Below are 18,226 nucleotides of genomic sequence, written 5' to 3'. Positions count from 1 at the left end.
GCATTCCGCCTTGTGGCACGCAGACAGGCGCCCCGCAGCCGCTCTCAGCGTCCGAATCCACCGGGCCGAGTGCGGTGCCGACACCCGCGGGGAGCATAGTAGAGGGCGTGAATACATCCGTCCACTCACTCCCCTCACTGTCCGCGCTGTTGAAGCTGCTGCCGGGTCTTCTGCTGTGCGGCCTTGCCGCAGGTATTGCTTTCGCATTAGCCGCTGCAATTCCGCACACGGGTTCGGTTCTCATGGCCATTGTTCTGGGCGTGCTGGTGCGCAACCTGCTGCCTGCGCTGCCGGCGCGCTTTGACCCCGGGGTTGCCTTTGCGTCAAAACCGCTGCTGCGCGCGGCAATCATCGCCCTGGGCTTTCAGCTGTCGCTGACGGACATCGCGGCCTTGGGCCCTCTCGTGATCGTGCTGGTCATAGTGCTTGTTGCGGGAGGCTTCTTCTTAAGCGTCGGCTTGGGCCGACTGCTGGGAGTGGGCCGTGACCTGTCAATGCTGATAGGCTGCGGTTTCTCGATCTGCGGTGCAGCAGCAGTCGGCGGCGCGCAGAGCACTCTGCGCTCTCGGAAAGAAGACACGGCGGCTGCCGTCGCGCTCGTGGTTCTGTTCGGAACCATCATGATCGGTGTGGTGCCCCCGCTTGCCGGTCTGTGGGACCTTGCCCCTCGCACAGCGGGCATTTGGACGGGGGCCGGTGTGCACGAAGTCGCGCAGGTCGCTGCGATCGGCGGCATTCTGGGTCCGGCAGCCCTTGAACCCGCGGTCATCGTCAAACTCGCCCGGGTGCTCATGCTCGCTCCGGTCGTGTTCTTCCTGGGCCGCTGGATGGTACGAGGCGGAGCTTCCGACAGCAGGGAATCTTCCGAACGTCCCCCTCTCGTTCCGCTGTGGGTCGCGCTGTTCATCGTCGCGGCTGTCACGACAACGTTCCTGCCTCTGCCCGGATGGTTCCTCACCGGCGCCGACTGGGTCCAGAAGATCTTTCTGACCGCGGCCATGTTTGGTTTGGGCCTCGGTGTTCATTTCCGGTCCCTTGTTCGCATGGGCCTGCGTCCTCTCATCCTGGCAGCCCTCGTGACCCTGGGTGTCGCCTCAGCCGCGCTGAGCGGCGCGCTTCTCGTGGCCTGAGAGGTACTGCGGGAAGAAGCAGCGGAAGCCAAGCGGCACCTCGTGAGTCTTCCCCGCATATCCTGCCGACCACCGGACAGAAGAACCGCAGACGCAGAAATGCCCCTCGGCAGTCAGCCGAGGGGCATTTCTTCAGCAGTTCAGACGATCAGACGCCCACGCGGAAGCGCAGGAAGCCCTGAGCGTCGATACCGGCGTCCTTCAGAACAGCCGAGACCGGAGTCTTGGGCTCCTTGGCAAAGCCCTGGTCCAGCAGGCAGTTGTCCTTGAAGAATGCGTTCACGCGGCCTTCCACGATGTTCGGGATGGCCCGTTCCGGCTTGCCTTCGTTCTTGGCGGTCTCCAGGGCGACTTCGCGCTCCTTTTCGACAATCTCAGCCGGGACGTCTTCGCGCGAGAAGTACTTCGGCGACATGGCTGCGATGTGCACTGCGACATCGTGTGCAACCTGGTCGTCTCCGCCTTCGTAGGCGAAGAGAACGCCGACCTGCGGGGGCAGGTCCTTGTTGGTGCGGTGCATGTACTGCGCGATCGAAGGAGCTTCGATACGGCCCACGCGGCGCAGGTCGACCTTCTCGCCGAGCGATGCCCCGCCTTCGGTGATGATCTGCGAAACCGGCTTGCCGTCGATTTCGGTGTTCAGCAGGGTCTCAGCGTTGTCGGCGTTGTTCGACACGGCCAGGTCAAGAACCTCTTCAGCGAGCTTGCTGAAGGTGTCGGACTTGGCGACGAAGTCGGTTTCGGAGTTGAACTCGATCATGGTGCCGACGCCGTTTTCAACGCGGGCCAACACAACGCCGTCCGAGGTGGAACGGCCTTCGCGCTTGGCAGCGCCCTGCAGGCCCTTGACGCGGAGGATCTCAACGGCCTTGGCCTTGTCGCCTTCGGCTTCGTCGAGTGCCTTCTTGACGTCCATCATGCCTGCGCCGGTCTTTTCGCGCAGCTCCTTGATGTCAGCTGTGGTGTAGTTCGCCATGGAATCTCCTTTGGAAGATACGGGGTCGAAGGGACGTGGGGTCAGGCTTCGGGCTTGTCAGCGGCCTTGTCTTCGGACTTTTCAGCTTCAGTCTTGTCAGCTTCGGCCTTGTCTGCGGCGCCCTCGGACTTGCCTTCAAGGAGTTCGCGCTCCCATTCGGGCATCGGTTCGACGGCGGAAACGTTCTTTTCGCCCTCTTCGCTGCCGCCGTGGCGCTTGATGAGGCCTTCGGCGACTGCGTCTGCAACCACGCGGGTCAGCAGCTTGACGGAGCGGATCGAGTCGTCGTTGCCCGGGATCGGGTAGTCGACAACGTCGGGGTCGCAGTTGGTGTCGAGGATGGCGATGACCGGAATGCCGAGCTTGCGAGCTTCGTCAACGGCCAGCTGTTCCTTCTTGGTGTCGACAACCCACACTGCTGACGGGGTGCGCTGCATGTCGCGAATGCCGCCGAGGGTGCGCTCGAGCTTGTCCTTTTCGCGGGACAGGATGAGCAGTTCCTTCTTGGTGCGGCCTTCGCCCGCGGCGTCCTCGAAGTCGATTTCTTCGAGTTCTTTCAGGCGGCGCAGACGACCGGCGATCGTCTGGAAGTTGGTGAGCATACCGCCGAGCCAGCGCTGGTTGACGTAGGGCTGGCCCACGCGCGCTGCCTGTTCTGCGATTGCTTCCTGGGCCTGCTTCTTCGTGCCGACGAAGAGGATCGAACCGCCGTGGGCGACGGTTTCCTTCACGAAGTCGTAGGCGGTGTCGATGTAGCCCAGCGACTTCTGCAGGTCGATGATGTAGATGCCGTTGCGCTCGGTGAAGATGAAGCGCTTCATCTTCGGGTTCCACCGGCGGGTCTGGTGACCAAAGTGAACGCCGGATTCGAGCAGCTGGCGAACGGTGACGACGGCCATGCCGTGGTCTCCTTTCTGTGCGCTTGCGCGCCTAGGGTTCCTGCGGTGAGCTTTGGGACTCGATCGCGGAACGGGTTTCGGTTGGTCCTGGCACCCGCGGATCTGCCGACGCGCTTTCCACTGGACTTGGGATCCATTGGCTGTGGACAGCGCGCACCTGCGGCAGATCGGTTCAATCGGATGCGCGAAGTCAGAAGCAGACACGCTTCTGCTGGTTCTATTCTACGGTGTCGCTCAACCTGGGCAAAACGGGCAGCTGAGTGCAGAGGCTCGCGAGGTGGAATTCAGGGGTGAATGTGACTCCCGTTCTCGTGTCTGGGGATTGCGGCGGGGTTTCCCACAGCTGTCTTCCGGGTCTCGCGGGTAGGGCATGATGCGCGCTGAACTGTCCGCATGAAAGTCATCACCTCTGCTCTATCTGCTGCTGTTTCTGTTGCCATAGCTTCTGTGTTTGCCGCACTGATCGCGGTGGGTGGGCCACATTCTGCCTACGCGCAGAACACCGACGGCGCCGAAGTCGACGCTGCGCACCGTTGGCTGACCCCCGTTCCGGGTCTGCAGATTGTGCGGGCTTTCGACAAGCCCGCACAGAACTGGAATGCGGGCCACCGTGGGATCGATGTTGCCGCAGCAGTCGGTGAGTCGATCCGCTCCCCCGCTGCCGGCACAGTCCGGTTTGTCGGGAAAGTCGCGGGCAAACCGGTTATCAGTCTCGAGGTGGGCGGCTACGCAGTGTCGTTCGAACCCGTCGCGGGCACTGTGCGCAAGGGCGATCAGGTTGCTGCAGGGCAGGTGATCGGCACTGTTGCGGATACGTCACACTGCGCTGACGGCTGTGTGCACGTCGGGGTCTGGAAGGCGGACCGGGCTAAGGACTATGTGAATCCGGCTGGTTTCTTTGTTTCCGATGCCTCAATCTTGCTGCCCGAGGCGCAAGCACCTGACCGCCTGCCTGCCGCGGCACAGGGAACCTCAGTCGGGAAGTCAGGGGCCGGCGCGTGGGGCGGCTACAGCAACGGCCGCATTCCCACTGTGGCGCTGTGCCCGCTGCGGTCAGCTCCCGGCCACCGACTGCGGTGTGATGCCGCAAAAGGCTTCGATGCACTCTCTGCGGCATTTGCCCAGAGGTTCGGCCATCCGATTTCGGTGACAGATTCCTACCGCGACTACCAGACACAGGTGACGCTGAAAGCACGCAAGGGCAAGTGGGCGGCAACCCCTGGGCGTTCCAACCACGGGTGGGCATTGGCTGTGGACCTAGGCTCAGGCATCAACAGCTTCGGCACCGCGCAGCATAAGTGGATGAAGGCGAACGCATCCCGGTTCGGGTGGGTGCACCCGCCCTGGGCCCAGCCGTCGGGTTCGCTGCCTGAACCGTGGCATTGGGAGTTCCGCGCGGGCTGACCTCCACCTGGTTCCGGTTCTTATGCGCGCGGGTGGGCCTGCCGGTAGGTGTCTTTGAGCCGCTGCAGGGAAACGTGGGTATAGATCTGGGTGGAGCTCAGACTGGCGTGCCCCAGCATTTCCTGCACTTGGCGAATGTCAGCTCCGTTTTCCACCATGTGCGTGGCCGCAGAGTGCCGCAGTCCGTGTGGTGACAGCCGCGGGGAATCACTGTAGCCGGCCGTTGCCCTGCTCACGACTTCGCGAACTTGGCGCGGGTCAATGCGCTTTCCGCGCACACCGACGAACAGGGCTTCAGGCTCTGCAGCCAGAGCTTCCCGCCCCTCGTCCAGCCATGCGTTCAGCGCTGCTTCTGATGGACCGCCGAAAGGCACCCGGCGTTCTTTGCGGCCCTTGCCGAGCACCGTGATGAGCTTGTTTGCGAAGTCAACGGAGTCCAGGTTGAGGCTCGTCAGCTCAGATACGCGCATGCCCGTGGCATAGAGCAGTTCGACCATGGCACGGTCACGCAGCTGAACCGGGTTCGGATCCGACGCCTGCTCCGAGTCTTCACCAGCTGTCTGCCCAGTGTTGGCAAGTACGGTTTCCGCAGCGCGCTGTTTGAGCACCGCCGGCAGGCGGCCGGGCTTCTTCGGCGCCTGCAGGCGCTCGGCGGGCGATGCTTCGATGCGGCCACTGCGGCGCAAAAAGGTGAAGAACGACCTGACTCCCGCTATGCGGCGTGCCGCTGTGCTGGCAGAAGCTCCGTGTTCGTGGATCTCCATGAGCCACTGGCGCAGGTTTGCCAGTTCGACGTCACGCAGGGCGATCGGCTGACCGCCGGCTGCGCGCACAAGGAATTCGAGAACGGAACGCGCATCTGCACAGTAAGCACGCCGCGTGTGCTCGGACACTGTCTGGTGGACCGTGAGTTCGGATTCGTAGTCCTCCAGCGCCGAGGCGTACTCGGTCGGCAGTGCCTCGTGGGGAAGGTTCGAGGTCATAGGCCCAGGATAGCGGCTTGGGTCAGCGACCCTTCTGCCACGCGTCACCGCTGCGGTGTGCCAGTCCGGCAAGTTCGAGTGCGGCGAGCGCAGCCCGTGTGCTCTGCGGGTCCAGCCCTGCGCGTACCGCGAGGGTTAAGCAGTCGACTCCGCGCTGTACGGGAAGCGCGGAGAACACTTTGAGCTCAGCATCGCTCAGCCCGTCAGCCGGTTCGCGCTGCGCTCGGGCACTTTCGCGACTGAACAGTTCTGCAACATCTGCGGTGCCGAGCAGTTCGCGCACGTGGTCTGGTTCGGCCACGAGCACAGCGCCTCCTTCCCGAATGAGCCTGTGGCATCCGGCGGACTCAGCATCGGAGGCCCGTCCGGGAAAAGCACCCAGGGGTCGACAGAGTTCAGCCGCATGGTGCGCGGTGTTGATCGCACCGGAACGCCACCCCGCTTCAACAACCACAACCGCAGTTGACAGGGCTGCTATCAGCCTGTTGCGGGCAAGGAATCTGTGCCGCATCGGCGTGGCACCCGGCGGGCACTCTGAGACCACCAGGTGATTTCGGCACAGTTCTTCCAGCAGATCCGCATTGCCGCGCGGGTACATGCGGTCCACTCCCCCGGCCATAAGTGCAATCGTTGAGGCCTGTCCGACCGATGCGGCAAGGGCTCCGGCGTGGGCTGCCGCGTCGATGCCGAACGCACCGCCGGAAATGACGGTCGCCCGGTCACGGGCCAGTTCGAACGCCGTGTTCTTGGCAAGTGCTGTCCCGTAGCCGGTCGCCGCGCGCGCACCGACGAGGGCACACGAAACAGAAGTCAGGTCGTTCAGGTTTCCCGGCCCCCGCGCCCACAGGGCGGTGGGAGCGTCCAGGCCGAGATCGTCCAGCTGTTGTGGCCATTCGGCACAGCCCGGTGCAATGAGGCGAGCGCCCAGCCGTTCCATAATCCGCAGGTCGCGGTCAGCATCACAGTCCTGTCCGGTGATTCTGGTTTTCCACCGCTCGGCGGCTTTCGTCACCGCTTCTGTGCTCACGGTGATGCCGAAGCCGGCCGCGCAGCTTGCTATGAAGCTTCGTGCCCTGCTGTTATCGGGGCCGTCGTCGCGGGCGGTGCTGCTGAGGGCGCGCCACGTTTCGGTCAGTCCTTCCGCGCGTATGCACACCGCGAGCATCCGGTCAGTCGGTTCAGCGGTGCGCATGAGATTTGCCGCGGCTCTCAGTTCGGCTGGGTCGGTCATAGCTGCTCCTGGGTTCTCAGCGCGGCCGCCGCCATGAGATCATCACGGCCCGGCCGATCAATGCTGCGCAGGTCGGCAATTGTCGCGGCAATGCGCAGCACCCGGTCATAGCCGCGCATGGAGAGCGTGCCGCGTTCCAAAGCGGTGTCCAGGTGTGCTGTTTCCTGCGGGGTGAAGCGGAAGATCTCACGGAGTCGACTGCCGGGAGCGCGCGCATTGAGTGCAAAGCCGTCATCGCGATACCGCTGCGCCTGCACCCGCCGTGCTTCAGCTACCCGCCGCGCGACTTCTGCCGAGCCTTCTCGCTTTTCTTTTCTGTGCAGGTCCGCCGGACTGATCGGCTGGACCGTCAGCTGAATATCCACACGGTCCATCAGGGGCCCGGACAGCTTGGCCCGGTAGCGCCTTTTCTCAGTGGGACTGCACATGCACTGCCTGCCCGTCGAGCCTCCGCACGGACACGGATTGGCTGCCAGAACTAGCTGAAACTGTGCCGGAAGATCAACCGAACCCCACGCCCTGTGAATACTGCACACCCCGCTTTCCAAAGGCTGTCGCATGGCTTCAAGGACATCGCGGCTGAACTCGGGCGCTTCGTCGAGGAATGGAAAGTACACCTACGTTGGTGTGGACTTCCAGTGTAGCGCTGGCACCGCCCGGCTGACACCCTCCAGGTTCTGACCAGCCTCAATGCGGTCGTGGCATCACCGGCATGGCACGCCACCCTGGCCCGAGGAGACCCACGTGACGCAGCTACGCTCCGGCAAGGCCTGCACCATTGACCTCGTCTAACTGGGGGTTAGATGACTTAAGCCCCAGTCACCAGCCGAAAACTGAATAACGGGCTATGGTGCAGCTTGGTAGCGTACCTGGTCGGGCACGGCCATGCCCGACCAGGGCGTTCTCCGGCCTTGTTTCATCGTCAGTGCGATAGCTGCTGTCGCAGGGCCGTACCGCCACCTCCCGTGGCCCGGCGACGGGAACCACACAAGCACTCTCACGCGACCTCGCCTTGGGCGATTGACGGTCACCGACCAGGTGATCGAACCCAAGAATTTGTATGGTCAGCACGAACAGCCGCGTGACACTCGATCCCGCAAGGAGAACGCGGCGCTCGATCACAAGGGCCCGCCTCATAGAAGCCGGAGCCGATTCCGGGCTGGGACCCGCTGCCGATTGAACGGACGAACCGGGTAAGGCTATACTTACCTCATATTTGTGCGCCGCACAGACGGGCCTCTTCCGCATGGCCAGGTGCTGCGCAGACCGTTCGATGAGCGGACACTGGAGGGAAGGTCCAAGCCCGATGAGAGACCCACTGGCCAACGATCAACGACTTGACGACACCCTCGGTGACGGACTCGCCGAAGCCCTTGAGGACTGGGCTTCGCGAACACCGAAACTCGCCCACGAGGCGCACACTGCCCTGAGATTCGATCCAGCAAGTGCTGCGATCAAGCTCGCACAAGGAGGCATTGGGGAACAGTATCTCGTCTACGAGAGAGCGGGAACATGGTGTTTTGCCGCCGGACCTGCTGCTGAGGTGAGCGTCAGCAGCGACACACTACACCTGCGGGTCGGCCAATGGCACCGGAGTGTCCCTGTAGACGATCCCGTTGAAGCTGTCGCAACGGCACTAGCATCCCTTAGCAGGCATGGACCATCACGGTGCTACGGGTGGGCTACTTTCGAGTTGGCGTTCTTACTGTACGAGGACCGGACCAACACAGGATCGGACACACTCATCCATCTCATGTTGCCTGAGGTCGAAGTGCAGCTCGACGGAAATGCAGTTCATACCCGCACCTCAATTCCGGGAATACTTGCTCGGATCACAGCGTTGCTTCGCGCCGAACCTATTACGTCCGACGCCACCCCGATCTCGATCGAGGAACCCGATTTTGCCAGATATCAGAAAATGGTCAATAAGGCAATCGGTGAGATCAAGAGTCGTGCCTTGGACAAGGTAGTTCTCTCGAGGGTTGTGCCCCTTCCCGCTGGGCCCGAGATCGACTTGCCGCAGACTTATCTGTCAGGTCGCCGCGCGAACACGCCAGCGCGTTCATTCCTTCTTAACGTCGGCGGGTGGAAGGCAACTGGATTCAGTCCTGAGACCATTGTAGAGGTTGACCCCACTGGCCGTGTCCGCACACAGCCGTTGGCTGGTACTCGCGCACTGCACCACCATCGCGAAACGGATAGTCGCTTGCGTTCAGAGTTACTCAGTGACGCGAAGGAAGTGCATGAACACGCGATCTCTGTCCGGCTCGCTCTCGACGAAACCCGATCGGTGAGCATACCGGGCTCGGTGGCCGTTACAGAGTTCATGGACGTGGAGGAACGTGGGTCGGTGCAGCATATCGCCTCTCGCGTCACGGGACAGCTGCAAGAGAACATGTCGTCTTGGTCGGCCTTCGCAGCGCTCTTCCCGGCCGTGACCGTTACCGGGGTGCCCAAGGCGGCCGCGTTGCGAGTCATCCGAGAGCTCGAGGGCGAGGAACGCGGCCTTTATGGCGGAGCGGTCATCATGGCCGACACCCAGGGTCAACTGGATGCCGCGCTGACACTTCGCACCGTCTTCCAGCGCGACGGACGAAGCTGGCTTCGTGCCGGTGCGGGTGTCATGGGCCAGTCCACGCCCGAACGCGAGTGGGAAGAAACCTGCGAAAAGCTGCGCAGTATCGCTCCCTATCTTCGTGGACCCCGAATGTGAGTCCAGATCCTCCTCGGCGCGGCGAAGAACGTTGGTGGCTGGGCCCCGGACGCGTACCGTCGCCGGCACTCGCATACATCCACAGCACCGGACCCCTGAGCGACCATTCGCTGTGCAGCATCCGTCCGTGGACCCGGTGATTTTCAAGCTCCGCGGCTCGACAGCACCACACGATCGGCCTCTTTCAGCTTCGCATGAACCCGGGTGGGATTGAAGAATCATCGTCTTCAATCTCTGCATTGATGATTTCGGCAAGCTCGGTCGGACGGGAGTACCAAGCGCTGTGGCCACTATCTAAGGTGAAGTGACGCGTCCGCTTGGGGAGCGAGTTCATGTATTCTTCTTGCGTTCGCGGTCGGATAGCTCGATCGCGGGTCGTGAGAACATAGCTGACTCCGATATTCTCTGGAATCTTGTAGTGCAGTTCAGTATCGAGTATCTTTACTGGTTCAGGAACAAGACGATCAAGCAATCGGTCTTGGTCCTCGCGCGACAAGTCATTGCAGAACACTGCTCGAGCCATCCAGCGGGGCATTATCGATGTTCTATCTCCGCTAAGAAGGAACCTGCCGAACCACCGCAGAGGCGCAGGCAGCATATCCCAGAAGCACGAGCCCGATGGCGGAACTACTGCAGAAACGAAGATGGTCTTCCTGATCTTCCCCGGAGCCCGTTCGGCGGCCGCCAATGCGACTATCCCGGCCAGTGAATGGGCAACGATAACAGCGTCTCCTGGTTCATCGTTGATGGCGTCGACGACGGTTTCGGCAAATCCGTCTAGTGTCGGTGGTTGCTTTCCGGCCCCGGGTCGGCCAGGCAAGTCGATGGCAATCGTCCGATGCCGCAGATGTGGGATCACCCTCTCCCAGCACCAAGCCCCGTGCATGCCGCCGTGAAGGAGCAGAGCGAAACTACTCGTCATGTCTGGCCGTCTTCCCTGTGAGATGGTCTAAGACGAGTCCAAATTCGTCTGGTTCGATTGGGATGTCTGCTGCGAGGGTTTGATCTCGGACCAGGAGCATTCTGGTGCAGGCCTTCCGGATGAATTCCGGGTCGTGAGTGATCACCAGGATCGTTTTATCGCGCTCGGCCTGTTCGGTGATGCAGTCGACGACGCGGCGGAGATTTCTTCCGTCGAGTCCCGAAGTCGGCTCATCGAGCATGATGAGCGGTCGGTCTTGCATGAGTGCGACAGCAATGCTCAGACGCTGCTTTTGCCCACCGGACAGCGAGCCCGGGTGACGGTCCCGGTGCGCCCACAGCCCGAGCTGGGTGAGAACGCGTTGCGCTTGGGCCATCGAGTCGGGGGTGGACTTGGTGCCGTGCGTCATTTCTCCGAGCACGCTGTCGGAGAACAACTGGCTGTCGGCGTCCTGCATGACGAACCACGTGTTCAGGGACCGTTTGGCTCGGCGCGTTGGGGCGCCGCGCAGGGAGATTGTGCCTCTGCCTGCGCGCTCGAGGCCGCACAGGGTGCGGGCGAGCGTGGTCTTCCCGGCGCCGTTAGGTCCGGCGAGTGCGACGACTTCACCCGGTTGCAAGGTGAACGCCAGGCTCGTCAACAGTGATGCGCCGCGTCGTTTCCTGCGGACAGTGAGGTTTGCGACTTCGACGGCAGGGGCGCCGCCGATTGTGGTACGGGAGGCATGTTGTGCTCCTGGTTCTATGGTGCGGAGAGCCGGGTCACGCAGGCCGAGTTCATCGAGTGTGCCCTGCGACAGGTTCTGCAGCTGTGCAGGGGTGAATTCTTGTCGGACGGCCCCGTCGTCCATGTAGACGATCCGGTCGGCGAGGTCCATGAGGTAGGTGAGGCGGTGCTCGGCGATCACGATGGTGCTGCCGGACTCCTTGAGCGTCGTCAGCACTCCTGCGAGTTCTCGGGTGGCGTCGAGATCGAGGTTGGCGGAGGGTTCGTCCATTACGTAGATGGGAGGCCTTGTGCCTGCCGCAGCGGCGACCGCGACCTTCTGCTTTTCGCCGCTTGAGAGGGTGAGGAGTGCCCGGTCGAGGAGATGGCTGACGCCCAGCCGGTGTGAGAGGTCCTCGATGCGTGTCTGGATGTCCTCGGGTGGGATGCCGTAGTTTTCACATCCGAATGCCAGTTCGTCGCGCACGACTGGTGCGAAGAACTGGGTTTTCGGATCTTGGAACACGCTGCCGACGAGCCGCCCGTACTCCCACGGTTGCAGTTCGTGGGCGTTCGTCCCGTCGATCTGCACGTTGCCTTCGAGTTCCCCACCGTAGAACCCGGGGGCGAGCCCGTTGAGGACTCGGGTGAGGGTGGTCTTGCCGCAGCCGCTGGGCCCGGTGAGGACGACGAACTCGCCGGAGTTGACTTGGAAGGACACGTGACGCAGTTGCGTTGTCCCGGCCGTGTACGAGAAGGTGACGTCGTTGAGGTGGATCATATCGCTGTGCCTGTCACGAGCTGGTCGGCCAGCACCCATCCGAGCGCCATGATCGCGCATGCCGCGGCGATCACGTCGACTGGTCGGAAGCGAAGCTGCCGCAGAGATGTTCGGGGGCCGGGGTTGTCGGCCCCGCGGGTGGCCGCGGAGACCGACAGGTCGTCGGATACCTTCATGCTCCGCATCAGCAGGGGCACGTAGATCGATTCGATGACCATCACCGGGTGTACCGCAGTCCGCCACGACAGCGCGGACAGGCCTCGCAGTTTCATCCCGTCGCGGATCGATGCGAACTCCGACCCGATGGTCGGCAGGAAGCGCAGAATGACCGCGCAGGGAAGCACGAGCGCACGAGGCGCTCGGAGTCGCTGCAACGCCGCGATGAGCTCACCTGGTGGTGTCCCGGCAAGGCATTGCACCAGCATCGCGACGGGCATGATACGTGCTGCGAAGAACACCATGAAGCCGAGCATCAGCACAGTCCCGGTCGCATACTTAACGATTGCGTACTGCACCAGATACAGCAGTAGGAACACGCAGACGCCAGTCACGGCCTGCCGCCACATGCCCGTGAGCAGTAGATAGGCCGATGCTCCGGCGACGAGACAGAGCAGGCCCGTTTGGTCTACGAGGAGCGTGAGCATGCTGCACAACGGGAGCAGGAGCATCGTTGTGCGCGGGTCGAACCGCAGCCAGCCTGGTCTCATGCGGCGGTGATGATCCCGGCCTTGACGAAGTGCTTCGACAGCAGTTTCCGCCCCATCCAGTGCCCGAGCAGGGCAAGGACGGCACCGGCGATCACGGACACTGCCACTGCACCCGGGGAGGTCGCGAAACGTAGGAACAGTTCGGCCGAGGCGCCCATGCTCTCGAACTGGTCATAGTAGGTGTCGCCGAAGAGGTAGATGGGCAGGTAGGAGCCGATCGAGAACATGATTCCGAAGATCATGTAGGTCACAGCGTTGAGCATGCCGTTGCGGTACGCTCCCGGGCGCCACAAGATCGCCTCGCAGATCAGGCCGGCGGCCAGGTAGAAGGGGATCATGTAGAAGAAGCCAGGCAGCGCGGAGATGATCGCGATGATCAGGTAGAACAGCACAGCGGTTCCGCGCTTGGCGACCCGATAGCTCATCAGCACGTACACCGGGGCTGAGAATAGCGCGCACACGCCTCCGACGACGGGGTAAGCGAAACCATAGATCGGGGTGAGGATCATGCCGATCACTGTGTTGATCACCATCGCGAGGACGCCGCAGATGCCAATGGTGACGAGGTCTTTGACCCCCAGACGCCTTCGCGACAAGGAGGGATTGTCCTGGGTTGGAGTGTTCATAGCGGTCCTTTCAAGCAGTGTTTATGTAGGAAGTCACCAGTGGGCCTTGCGCGCGAGACTGCGCCATCGAGATGGTGCGTATCCGCTCGCGGTCTTCGAGAGCCGTGAGGAGTCAGGCTCATATGGAAGGTGGAGTCGAAAGCGGTGATCTGCTCCGATCGTGCCCCCAGTGTTCCTGGTTCGGACACGCGTCGACGCAGGCTCGAGGCCCCTGGTGAGGCCGCTCACGACGTTTGTCTCAACAGTCATGGCCGGCGTCCTGCGTTGGCACGTCCGAGTTCGTCGCGTCGCCTTCGGGCGGCATCGGGATGCGTCGGAATCGGGGGTGGAGCAGAACGAACAGGGTCACGATCGCCATGATGGCCGCGCCGATGATGATCGGCAGAGGGGTCCAAGCCCCGTATAGGACGGTTCCGGCGGTGGGTGCGACAACGAAGGTGAGACCCATGTTGGCGGCGATGAGGCCGGCCAGGCCTCCTTGTTCCTCTCGGGAGACCAGCAGTGTTGGCCCGGCGGTGTAACCAGGCATGGCGGTACCCAATCCGAGGCCGATGAGGGTGATCGATCCGAAGAGGGCGACCGGCCCGGCATCGGGGATCAGCACGAGGAATCCGAGCAGCGCAACCACGCCGCCCACACGCAGCAGGGTGGCTGGGCTCCACCCGGTCTTGGGAACAACGACTGTCTGGGCGAGGATCATGCCGATACCTGCGGCCAGGAGGGCCGCGCCGGTGAGCACTCCGGCTGTCTTCGCGTCCAGGTGGAGTCGGTCTTGGACAATGAAGCCCGTGATGATCTGGATGAACCCCAGGGCGGTGAACATGCCGAACCCGGCGAGCAGGAACGGCCACACCCGCGAGTCTGTCGGCCGGACGCTCACTGGCTTCTCGATCAAGGTGGCGCGTGCCTCGGGGCGCAACCGAAGGGCGACCAGCACGAGGCCGAGGGCGAGGAGCACCGGGACGGAGAGGATCGGGGCCATCAGCCCGAACGCGGCGAGTAGACCACCGACAACGGAACCGGCGATCTGAGCCACGCCCTGGACCGCACCCACACCGGCCATGCCCTTGATCCGTGTGGTCTCATCGGTGGTGACGTCAGCGATGTAGGCCTGCGCGGTCGGTTGAATAGCGGCGATGGCGGTGCCGAACCCGATACCGCGCAGCACGACGAACAGCGCGAACAGAACGGTGCCGCTGAGAACGCCGATCATGCCGAGCTGGGAGATCAGCGCGAAAGCTGCCGTCGCGATCGCACCGAGGGTCAGCGCCGCGACGAGAACACGTTTGCGTCCCAGCGACTGCGACCGCCGCCCCCACATCTGAGCCGTGAGCACCACCATGATCGCTGCCGTGCTGATGGTCACCCCGACCTGCCATTCGGCCAGCCCGACCTCGCGTGAGAGCGGGGCAATGATCGGGTTCAGCGTCATCTGCGCCAGGTAGGCCAGGAACACCGCCGTCAGCACCAGCTTGATCTGCGCGGTGGGCGCGGGGTTGCTTGTCGTCATCCTTGGGGGCCCTTCAGTGCGTCCGGGTCGGTCACGACGGCGGCGTCGCATGTGTGCGCACACCGCGCTGTTTTCGCGTGTGGTTTCATGAGGCATCGGTGGGGTCGGTGACGCGCCAGCCCCGGGCGCGTTCGCGTTCGACCCAGAAGTCGGCGTACAGACCTGTGCCGGCGATGAGATCGGTGTGGGTGCCGTGCTCTACGATCGCGCCGTCGCCGAGGACGAGGATCTGGTCGGCTCCGGCGATCGTGGTCAGGTCGTGGCTGACGATCAGCATGGTTCGGCCTTCGGACAGTGCCGCCAGCCCGGCGTGGACGGCGATCGCGTTCTCGGGATCGAGCGATGCGGTGATCTCGTCGAGAAGCACGATGGGCGAGTCCTTGAGGAAGGCTCGTGCGATGGATACGCGCTGACGCTCACCGCCGGAGAGCGCGACTCCAGCCTCGCCGACTTGCGTGTCGAGGCCGTGGGGCATCCGGTCGATGATCTCGTCGACGCGGGACAGACGGATCGCCTCGCGCAGTTCGTCGTCGGTGGCCTCCGGGTTTCCGAAGCGGATGTTGGCCTCGATCGTGTCGTCGAGCAGATAGACGTTCTGCTGGACCACCGAGAGCTGCTCCATCACGGTCTGTACCGGCAGCAGCCTGGCATCGACACCGCCAATGCGCACAGTGCCTGCGTCGGGGTCGAAGAACCTGGCAGCCAGCTGCAGGATCGTGCTCTTGCCCGATCCTGACGGCCCTACCAGAGCGGTAGTGGTTCCCGGGTGCGCCGAGAAAGTCACCTCGTGCAGCACTTGCCGGCCCCCGGGATATGCGAAGTCGACGTGGTCGAAGGCGAGTTCTCCGGCCTGGTCGATGCTGTCTGTGCCCTCGGGCTGCGCGGGTTCGTCGAGGACATCGGCGATGCGATCCAGGTCGTGACCGGCGAGCCGGAGCGCGGAGCCGAGGTCGGCGGCGTCGATGAGCGGACCGGTGAAGCGCGCGGCGGCGAACAGCACCACGGCGGCGGTCGCCGCGCTCGCCGCGCCGGTGAGGGACTGCCACACGCCGATGACGATGACGGCGGCGAACACCAACTGCACGGCGGTCGCGAAGCCGATCAGGCCGGGCAGGCTGGTGCGCAGCGAGCGGCGGGAGGCCTCCTGTTGGGCGCGGTGTGCTCTCTCCAGCATGCCGTTGCCGGCCTGATCGGCCCGGAAGGCCCTCAGCACCGGCTGGGCGCGAGTGAACTCCACGACGCGTCCGGCCGCCTCAACCGCCGCCTGGTCGATCTGATCGGCGGAGCGCTCCGCGAGCGCAGCCGCCCACCGGTACACCAGGTACAGGAGCGGGGCGGCGATCAGCATCGTCAGCGCCACCGGCCAGTCGATGAACAGCAGTCCTATCGCGATGGTCATGGGCGTGACGACGGCGGTCACCAGCGGCTGGATCAGGGTCGAGGCGGCCGTCCACACGGCGGTCGTGCCCTGGGAGACTGATTGCGAGAGTCTTCCGGTGCGATCGGAGGAGAACCAGCCCACCGGCAGCACGCCGAGGTGGTCGATGATGCTGCGGTGCAGGCGGCGCATCAGGGCGAGCCCGATCCGGGATCCGAGCACGCTCTGGATCGAGAACGCGATGCCCGCGATGACAGCGGCACCGATCACCGAGAGGATCCACGGCCAGCTCGCAGAAGCTTCACCGGCGAGCAGGTGGCGTAGTGCGGGGATTGCCAGCAGCAGCGCGACGCCCTGGAGGATCCCGTAGGCGACGCAGACGGTGAGGAAGACGCGCATCCTCGCCCGGTCGTCCGATGCGAGGATCGGCAGCAGCTTCCGGATCATGCGGTCGCTCCTTCCTGGGCGTTCCACAGGGCGGCGTAGAGCCGGCCATGGTCCAGCAGTTCGTCATGGCGGCCGTTCTCGACGATCCGACCGCCCTCGAGAACCACGATCTGGTCCGCGTCGGTGATCGTGCGCAGCCGGTGCGCGATGACGAGGACCGCACGGCCAGCGATCAGGGTTGACAGGGCGTCCTGGACGGCTGCTTCTGATTCGGGATCTGCGAAGGCGGTGGCTTCGTCCAGCACCACGATGGGAGCGTCGGCGAGCATGGCCCGTGCGATGCACAGCCGCTGGGTCTCACCGCCGGACGGCGTCACTTGCTCGTGCACGATCGTGTCGTAGCCCTGCGGCATAGAGATGATCACATCGTGGATCTGTGCCGCTCGCGCTGCCGCCTCCACGGTCTCGTCGTCGGCGTCCGGGGCCGCTAGGCGCAGGTTGTCGCGCACGCTCATGCGCAGCAGCACGTTGTCCTGGAACACGAATGCGACTCGCCGGTAGATCTCTTCGGGAGCCGCGTGCCGCAGGTCGACTCCGCCGATCCGGATCGCACCGTCGGTGACGTCCCAGAACCGGGGCAGCAGCCGCGCCAGCGTGGACTTGCCGGAGCCCGATGGGCCCACCAGTGCTGTGACGGTGCCGGGTCGCAGTACGAGGTCGATGTCCGAGAGCACGTCGGTCTGCCCATCGTAGGAGAATCGCACGCCGTCGTACTCCACCACGGCACCCTCCGGGGTGCGTGGATGCGCGACCTGCGGTAGTACCGGGGTGCGGAGCAGGGCGCCCAGCCGCGCCGCTGCCGCGGTGGCGGTGCGCATTGCCTGCGCCCCGATCCCCATGTTCAGCACCGGTGCACCCAGTCCAACCCCGATCATCAACGCCAGCAGCACCTCGGCCGGAGCCGCCCACTCTGAATGGACGAACCAGGCCCCTGTCGCGAGCACCAGGGCGATCACCGTCGGCGGTGCCAGTACCGCACTCGCCAGCGCGTTGACGCGTAGCAGTGGTCCCATCCAGCGTTCGAAGAACACGGCCAGCTCGTCACCGACTGCGTGGTAGCGCTCCTGCGTGCTGCGTGTCCGGCCGAACGTCTTCACGACCGCGATGCCCTGCACGAACTCCACGATCCGGGAGTTCACCCGGCCCAATGCCTCGTCCCAGCGTGCCGCGTTCTCCGTATTTCCGCGCATCATCACGCTCAGTCCGACGAAGTACAGCAGTACCGGCACCAGGCACACCAGGCCCAATCGCCAGTTGACGACGAACAGCAGTACGAATCCCGCGAGCGGGGCCACTATCGCTCCCACCAGGTCGTTGATCGCGTGTGCCACCAGATGATGCACGTCGTGCACGTCATCTTGCAGGCGGCGCTTCACCTGACCAGAGGAGCGTTCTCCGAACCAGCCCAGCGGCACCCGCCACAGCCGATCGGTCAATCGCCGCCGAAGCGCCTGGCCAACCGTTCCGTCCGCTCCGTGAGTGATGGTGTATGCCGCCCCTGTCGCGGCAGTGCGCACCAACACGCCGATCACGGCGATGACCGCCCACGCCCACACCACGTTCCCGCTCGCGGCTGCCGGCTGCAACAGCTCCTCGACGATCCGATAGATCGCGACATACGGCACCAGGGACGTCAGCGCGCCAAGCGCTTGGAACGCCCCCGCCAGGATCAGCCGCCCACGCACCGGAGCGAGCAGCGAGCCGAGGCTCTTGCCACTACCAGCGGCTCTCGTCTCGGGCTCAAGCGTGTCCGGGGCCGACTCGGATTCAGCGTCGGGCAACACAGCCTGAGTAGCGGTCGCATCATCGGGCAT

General features: G+C 63.9%; 15 protein-coding genes. 3 read left to right on the top strand and 12 right to left on the bottom strand.

The genetic code is table 11. The annotated features are described in order from the left end of the window. Positions 1 to 107 precede the first annotated feature (107 nt). On the top strand, positions 108 to 1,130 hold the full coding sequence (locus HMPREF2757_RS05965) for a YeiH family protein (RefSeq protein WP_070574259.1): 1,023 nt from the start codon (positions 108 to 110) through the stop codon (positions 1,128 to 1,130). Positions 1,131 to 1,278: 148 nt separating this feature from the next. On the opposite strand, the gene tsf is transcribed toward HMPREF2757_RS05965, so the two are convergent. Both tsf and rpsB read right to left on the bottom strand, forming a co-directional pair. Further along, a complete protein-coding gene (tsf, locus tag HMPREF2757_RS05960) occupies positions 1,279 to 2,106 on the bottom strand; it encodes a translation elongation factor Ts (protein WP_070574257.1) in 828 nt (275 codons plus the stop codon). Between the two features lie 41 nt (positions 2,107 to 2,147). Further along, positions 2,148 to 3,005: a 30S ribosomal protein S2 gene (rpsB, locus tag HMPREF2757_RS05955; protein ID WP_070574255.1), complete on the bottom strand. Its 858-nt coding sequence runs from the start codon at positions 3,003 to 3,005 to the stop codon at positions 2,148 to 2,150. A 393-nt stretch (positions 3,006 to 3,398) separates the two neighbouring features. Between rpsB and HMPREF2757_RS05950 the strand changes: the two genes are divergently transcribed. Next, on the top strand, positions 3,399 to 4,409 hold the full coding sequence (locus HMPREF2757_RS05950; protein ID WP_070574253.1) for a peptidoglycan DD-metalloendopeptidase family protein: 1,011 nt from the start codon (positions 3,399 to 3,401) through the stop codon (positions 4,407 to 4,409). Between the two features lie 20 nt (positions 4,410 to 4,429). Here the strand turns inward: HMPREF2757_RS05950 and HMPREF2757_RS05945 are convergent, their stop codons facing one another. From HMPREF2757_RS05945 to HMPREF2757_RS12215, 3 genes are read right to left on the bottom strand one after another with little or no spacing between them, the layout of a single operon-like run. Continuing rightward, entirely contained in the window at positions 4,430 to 5,392 is a 963-nt protein-coding gene (locus tag HMPREF2757_RS05945; RefSeq protein ID WP_070574251.1) for a tyrosine recombinase XerC, read from the bottom strand. Positions 5,393 to 5,414: 22 nt separating this feature from the next. Beyond that, the gene (gene dprA, locus HMPREF2757_RS05940) at positions 5,415 to 6,623 is read right to left on the bottom strand and encodes a DNA-processing protein DprA (RefSeq protein WP_070574249.1); all 1,209 of its coding nucleotides are present in this window, start codon (positions 6,621 to 6,623) and stop codon (positions 5,415 to 5,417) included. Then, on the bottom strand, positions 6,620 to 7,240 hold the full coding sequence (locus tag HMPREF2757_RS12215; RefSeq protein WP_370919387.1) for an ATP-binding protein: 621 nt from the start codon (positions 7,238 to 7,240) through the stop codon (positions 6,620 to 6,622). The genes dprA and HMPREF2757_RS12215 overlap by 4 nt, the downstream gene beginning before the upstream one ends. 629 nt (positions 7,241 to 7,869) lie before the next feature. Between HMPREF2757_RS12215 and HMPREF2757_RS05930 the strand changes: the two genes are divergently transcribed. Further along, positions 7,870 to 9,336, top strand: coding sequence for a salicylate synthase (locus tag HMPREF2757_RS05930; RefSeq protein ID WP_370919389.1), 1,467 nt, complete (start codon positions 7,870 to 7,872; stop codon positions 9,334 to 9,336). A gap of 184 nt (positions 9,337 to 9,520) precedes the next feature. On the opposite strand, the gene HMPREF2757_RS05925 is transcribed toward HMPREF2757_RS05930, so the two are convergent. The 7 genes from HMPREF2757_RS05925 to HMPREF2757_RS05895 form a co-directional block, all read right to left on the bottom strand. Then, a complete protein-coding gene (locus HMPREF2757_RS05925; protein ID WP_070574245.1) occupies positions 9,521 to 10,258 on the bottom strand; it encodes an alpha/beta fold hydrolase in 738 nt (245 codons plus the stop codon). Continuing rightward, positions 10,248 to 11,744, bottom strand: a complete 1,497-nt coding sequence (locus tag HMPREF2757_RS05920) for an ABC transporter ATP-binding protein (RefSeq protein ID WP_070574243.1) — start codon at positions 11,742 to 11,744, stop codon at positions 10,248 to 10,250. The genes HMPREF2757_RS05925 and HMPREF2757_RS05920 overlap by 11 nt, the downstream gene beginning before the upstream one ends. Continuing rightward, complete coding sequence (locus HMPREF2757_RS05915; protein ID WP_070777127.1) at positions 11,741 to 12,451, bottom strand: energy-coupling factor transporter transmembrane component T family protein; 711 nt, start codon at positions 12,449 to 12,451, stop codon at positions 11,741 to 11,743. Before HMPREF2757_RS05915 ends, HMPREF2757_RS05920 begins: the two co-directional genes overlap by 4 nt. Continuing rightward, on the bottom strand, positions 12,448 to 13,077 hold the full coding sequence (locus tag HMPREF2757_RS05910) for an MptD family putative ECF transporter S component (protein WP_070574239.1): 630 nt from the start codon (positions 13,075 to 13,077) through the stop codon (positions 12,448 to 12,450). Before HMPREF2757_RS05910 ends, HMPREF2757_RS05915 begins: the two co-directional genes overlap by 4 nt. 238 nt (positions 13,078 to 13,315) lie before the next feature. Then, the gene (locus HMPREF2757_RS05905; RefSeq protein ID WP_070524524.1) at positions 13,316 to 14,587 is read right to left on the bottom strand and encodes an MFS transporter; all 1,272 of its coding nucleotides are present in this window, start codon (positions 14,585 to 14,587) and stop codon (positions 13,316 to 13,318) included. 85 nt (positions 14,588 to 14,672) lie between these two features. Next, entirely contained in the window at positions 14,673 to 16,412 is a 1,740-nt protein-coding gene (locus HMPREF2757_RS05900; protein ID WP_070524522.1) for an ABC transporter ATP-binding protein, read from the bottom strand. Then, the gene (locus HMPREF2757_RS05895; protein WP_070574237.1) at positions 16,409 to 18,226 is read right to left on the bottom strand and encodes an ABC transporter ATP-binding protein; all 1,818 of its coding nucleotides are present in this window, start codon (positions 18,224 to 18,226) and stop codon (positions 16,409 to 16,411) included. Before HMPREF2757_RS05895 ends, HMPREF2757_RS05900 begins: the two co-directional genes overlap by 4 nt.

Source organism: Brevibacterium sp. HMSC063G07, from assembly GCF_001810665.1.
Taxonomy (GTDB): domain Bacteria; phylum Actinomycetota; class Actinomycetes; order Actinomycetales; family Brevibacteriaceae; genus Brevibacterium.
Note: the sequence above shows the minus strand (reverse complement) of the source record. Positions and strands in the feature narration are given on the sequence as shown.

Excerpts from the sequence above, each read along its gene's own strand:
- tsf (WP_070574257.1), bottom strand. The coding sequence starts at position 2,106 with ATGGCGAACTACACCACAGCTGACATCAAGGAGCTGCGCGAAAAGACC.
- rpsB (WP_070574255.1), bottom strand. The coding sequence starts at position 3,005 with ATGGCCGTCGTCACCGTTCGCCAGCTGCTCGAATCCGGCGTTCACTTT.
- HMPREF2757_RS05950 (WP_070574253.1), top strand. The coding sequence starts at position 3,399 with ATGAAAGTCATCACCTCTGCTCTATCTGCTGCTGTTTCTGTTGCCATA.
- HMPREF2757_RS05945 (WP_070574251.1), bottom strand. The coding sequence starts at position 5,392 with ATGACCTCGAACCTTCCCCACGAGGCACTGCCGACCGAGTACGCCTCG.
- dprA (WP_070574249.1), bottom strand. The coding sequence starts at position 6,623 with ATGACCGACCCAGCCGAACTGAGAGCCGCGGCAAATCTCATGCGCACC.
- HMPREF2757_RS05930 (WP_370919389.1), top strand. The coding sequence starts at position 7,870 with ATGGCCAGGTGCTGCGCAGACCGTTCGATGAGCGGACACTGGAGGGAA.
- HMPREF2757_RS05925 (WP_070574245.1), bottom strand. The coding sequence starts at position 10,258 with ATGACGAGTAGTTTCGCTCTGCTCCTTCACGGCGGCATGCACGGGGCT.
- HMPREF2757_RS05920 (WP_070574243.1), bottom strand. The coding sequence starts at position 11,744 with ATGATCCACCTCAACGACGTCACCTTCTCGTACACGGCCGGGACAACG.
- HMPREF2757_RS05915 (WP_070777127.1), bottom strand. The coding sequence starts at position 12,451 with ATGAGACCAGGCTGGCTGCGGTTCGACCCGCGCACAACGATGCTCCTG.
- HMPREF2757_RS05910 (WP_070574239.1), bottom strand. The coding sequence starts at position 13,077 with ATGAACACTCCAACCCAGGACAATCCCTCCTTGTCGCGAAGGCGTCTG.
- HMPREF2757_RS05905 (WP_070524524.1), bottom strand. The coding sequence starts at position 14,587 with ATGACGACAAGCAACCCCGCGCCCACCGCGCAGATCAAGCTGGTGCTG.
- HMPREF2757_RS05900 (WP_070524522.1), bottom strand. The coding sequence starts at position 16,412 with ATGATCCGGAAGCTGCTGCCGATCCTCGCATCGGACGACCGGGCGAGG.
- HMPREF2757_RS05895 (WP_070574237.1), bottom strand. The coding sequence starts at position 18,226 with ATGCCCGATGATGCGACCGCTACTCAGGCTGTGTTGCCCGACGCTGAA.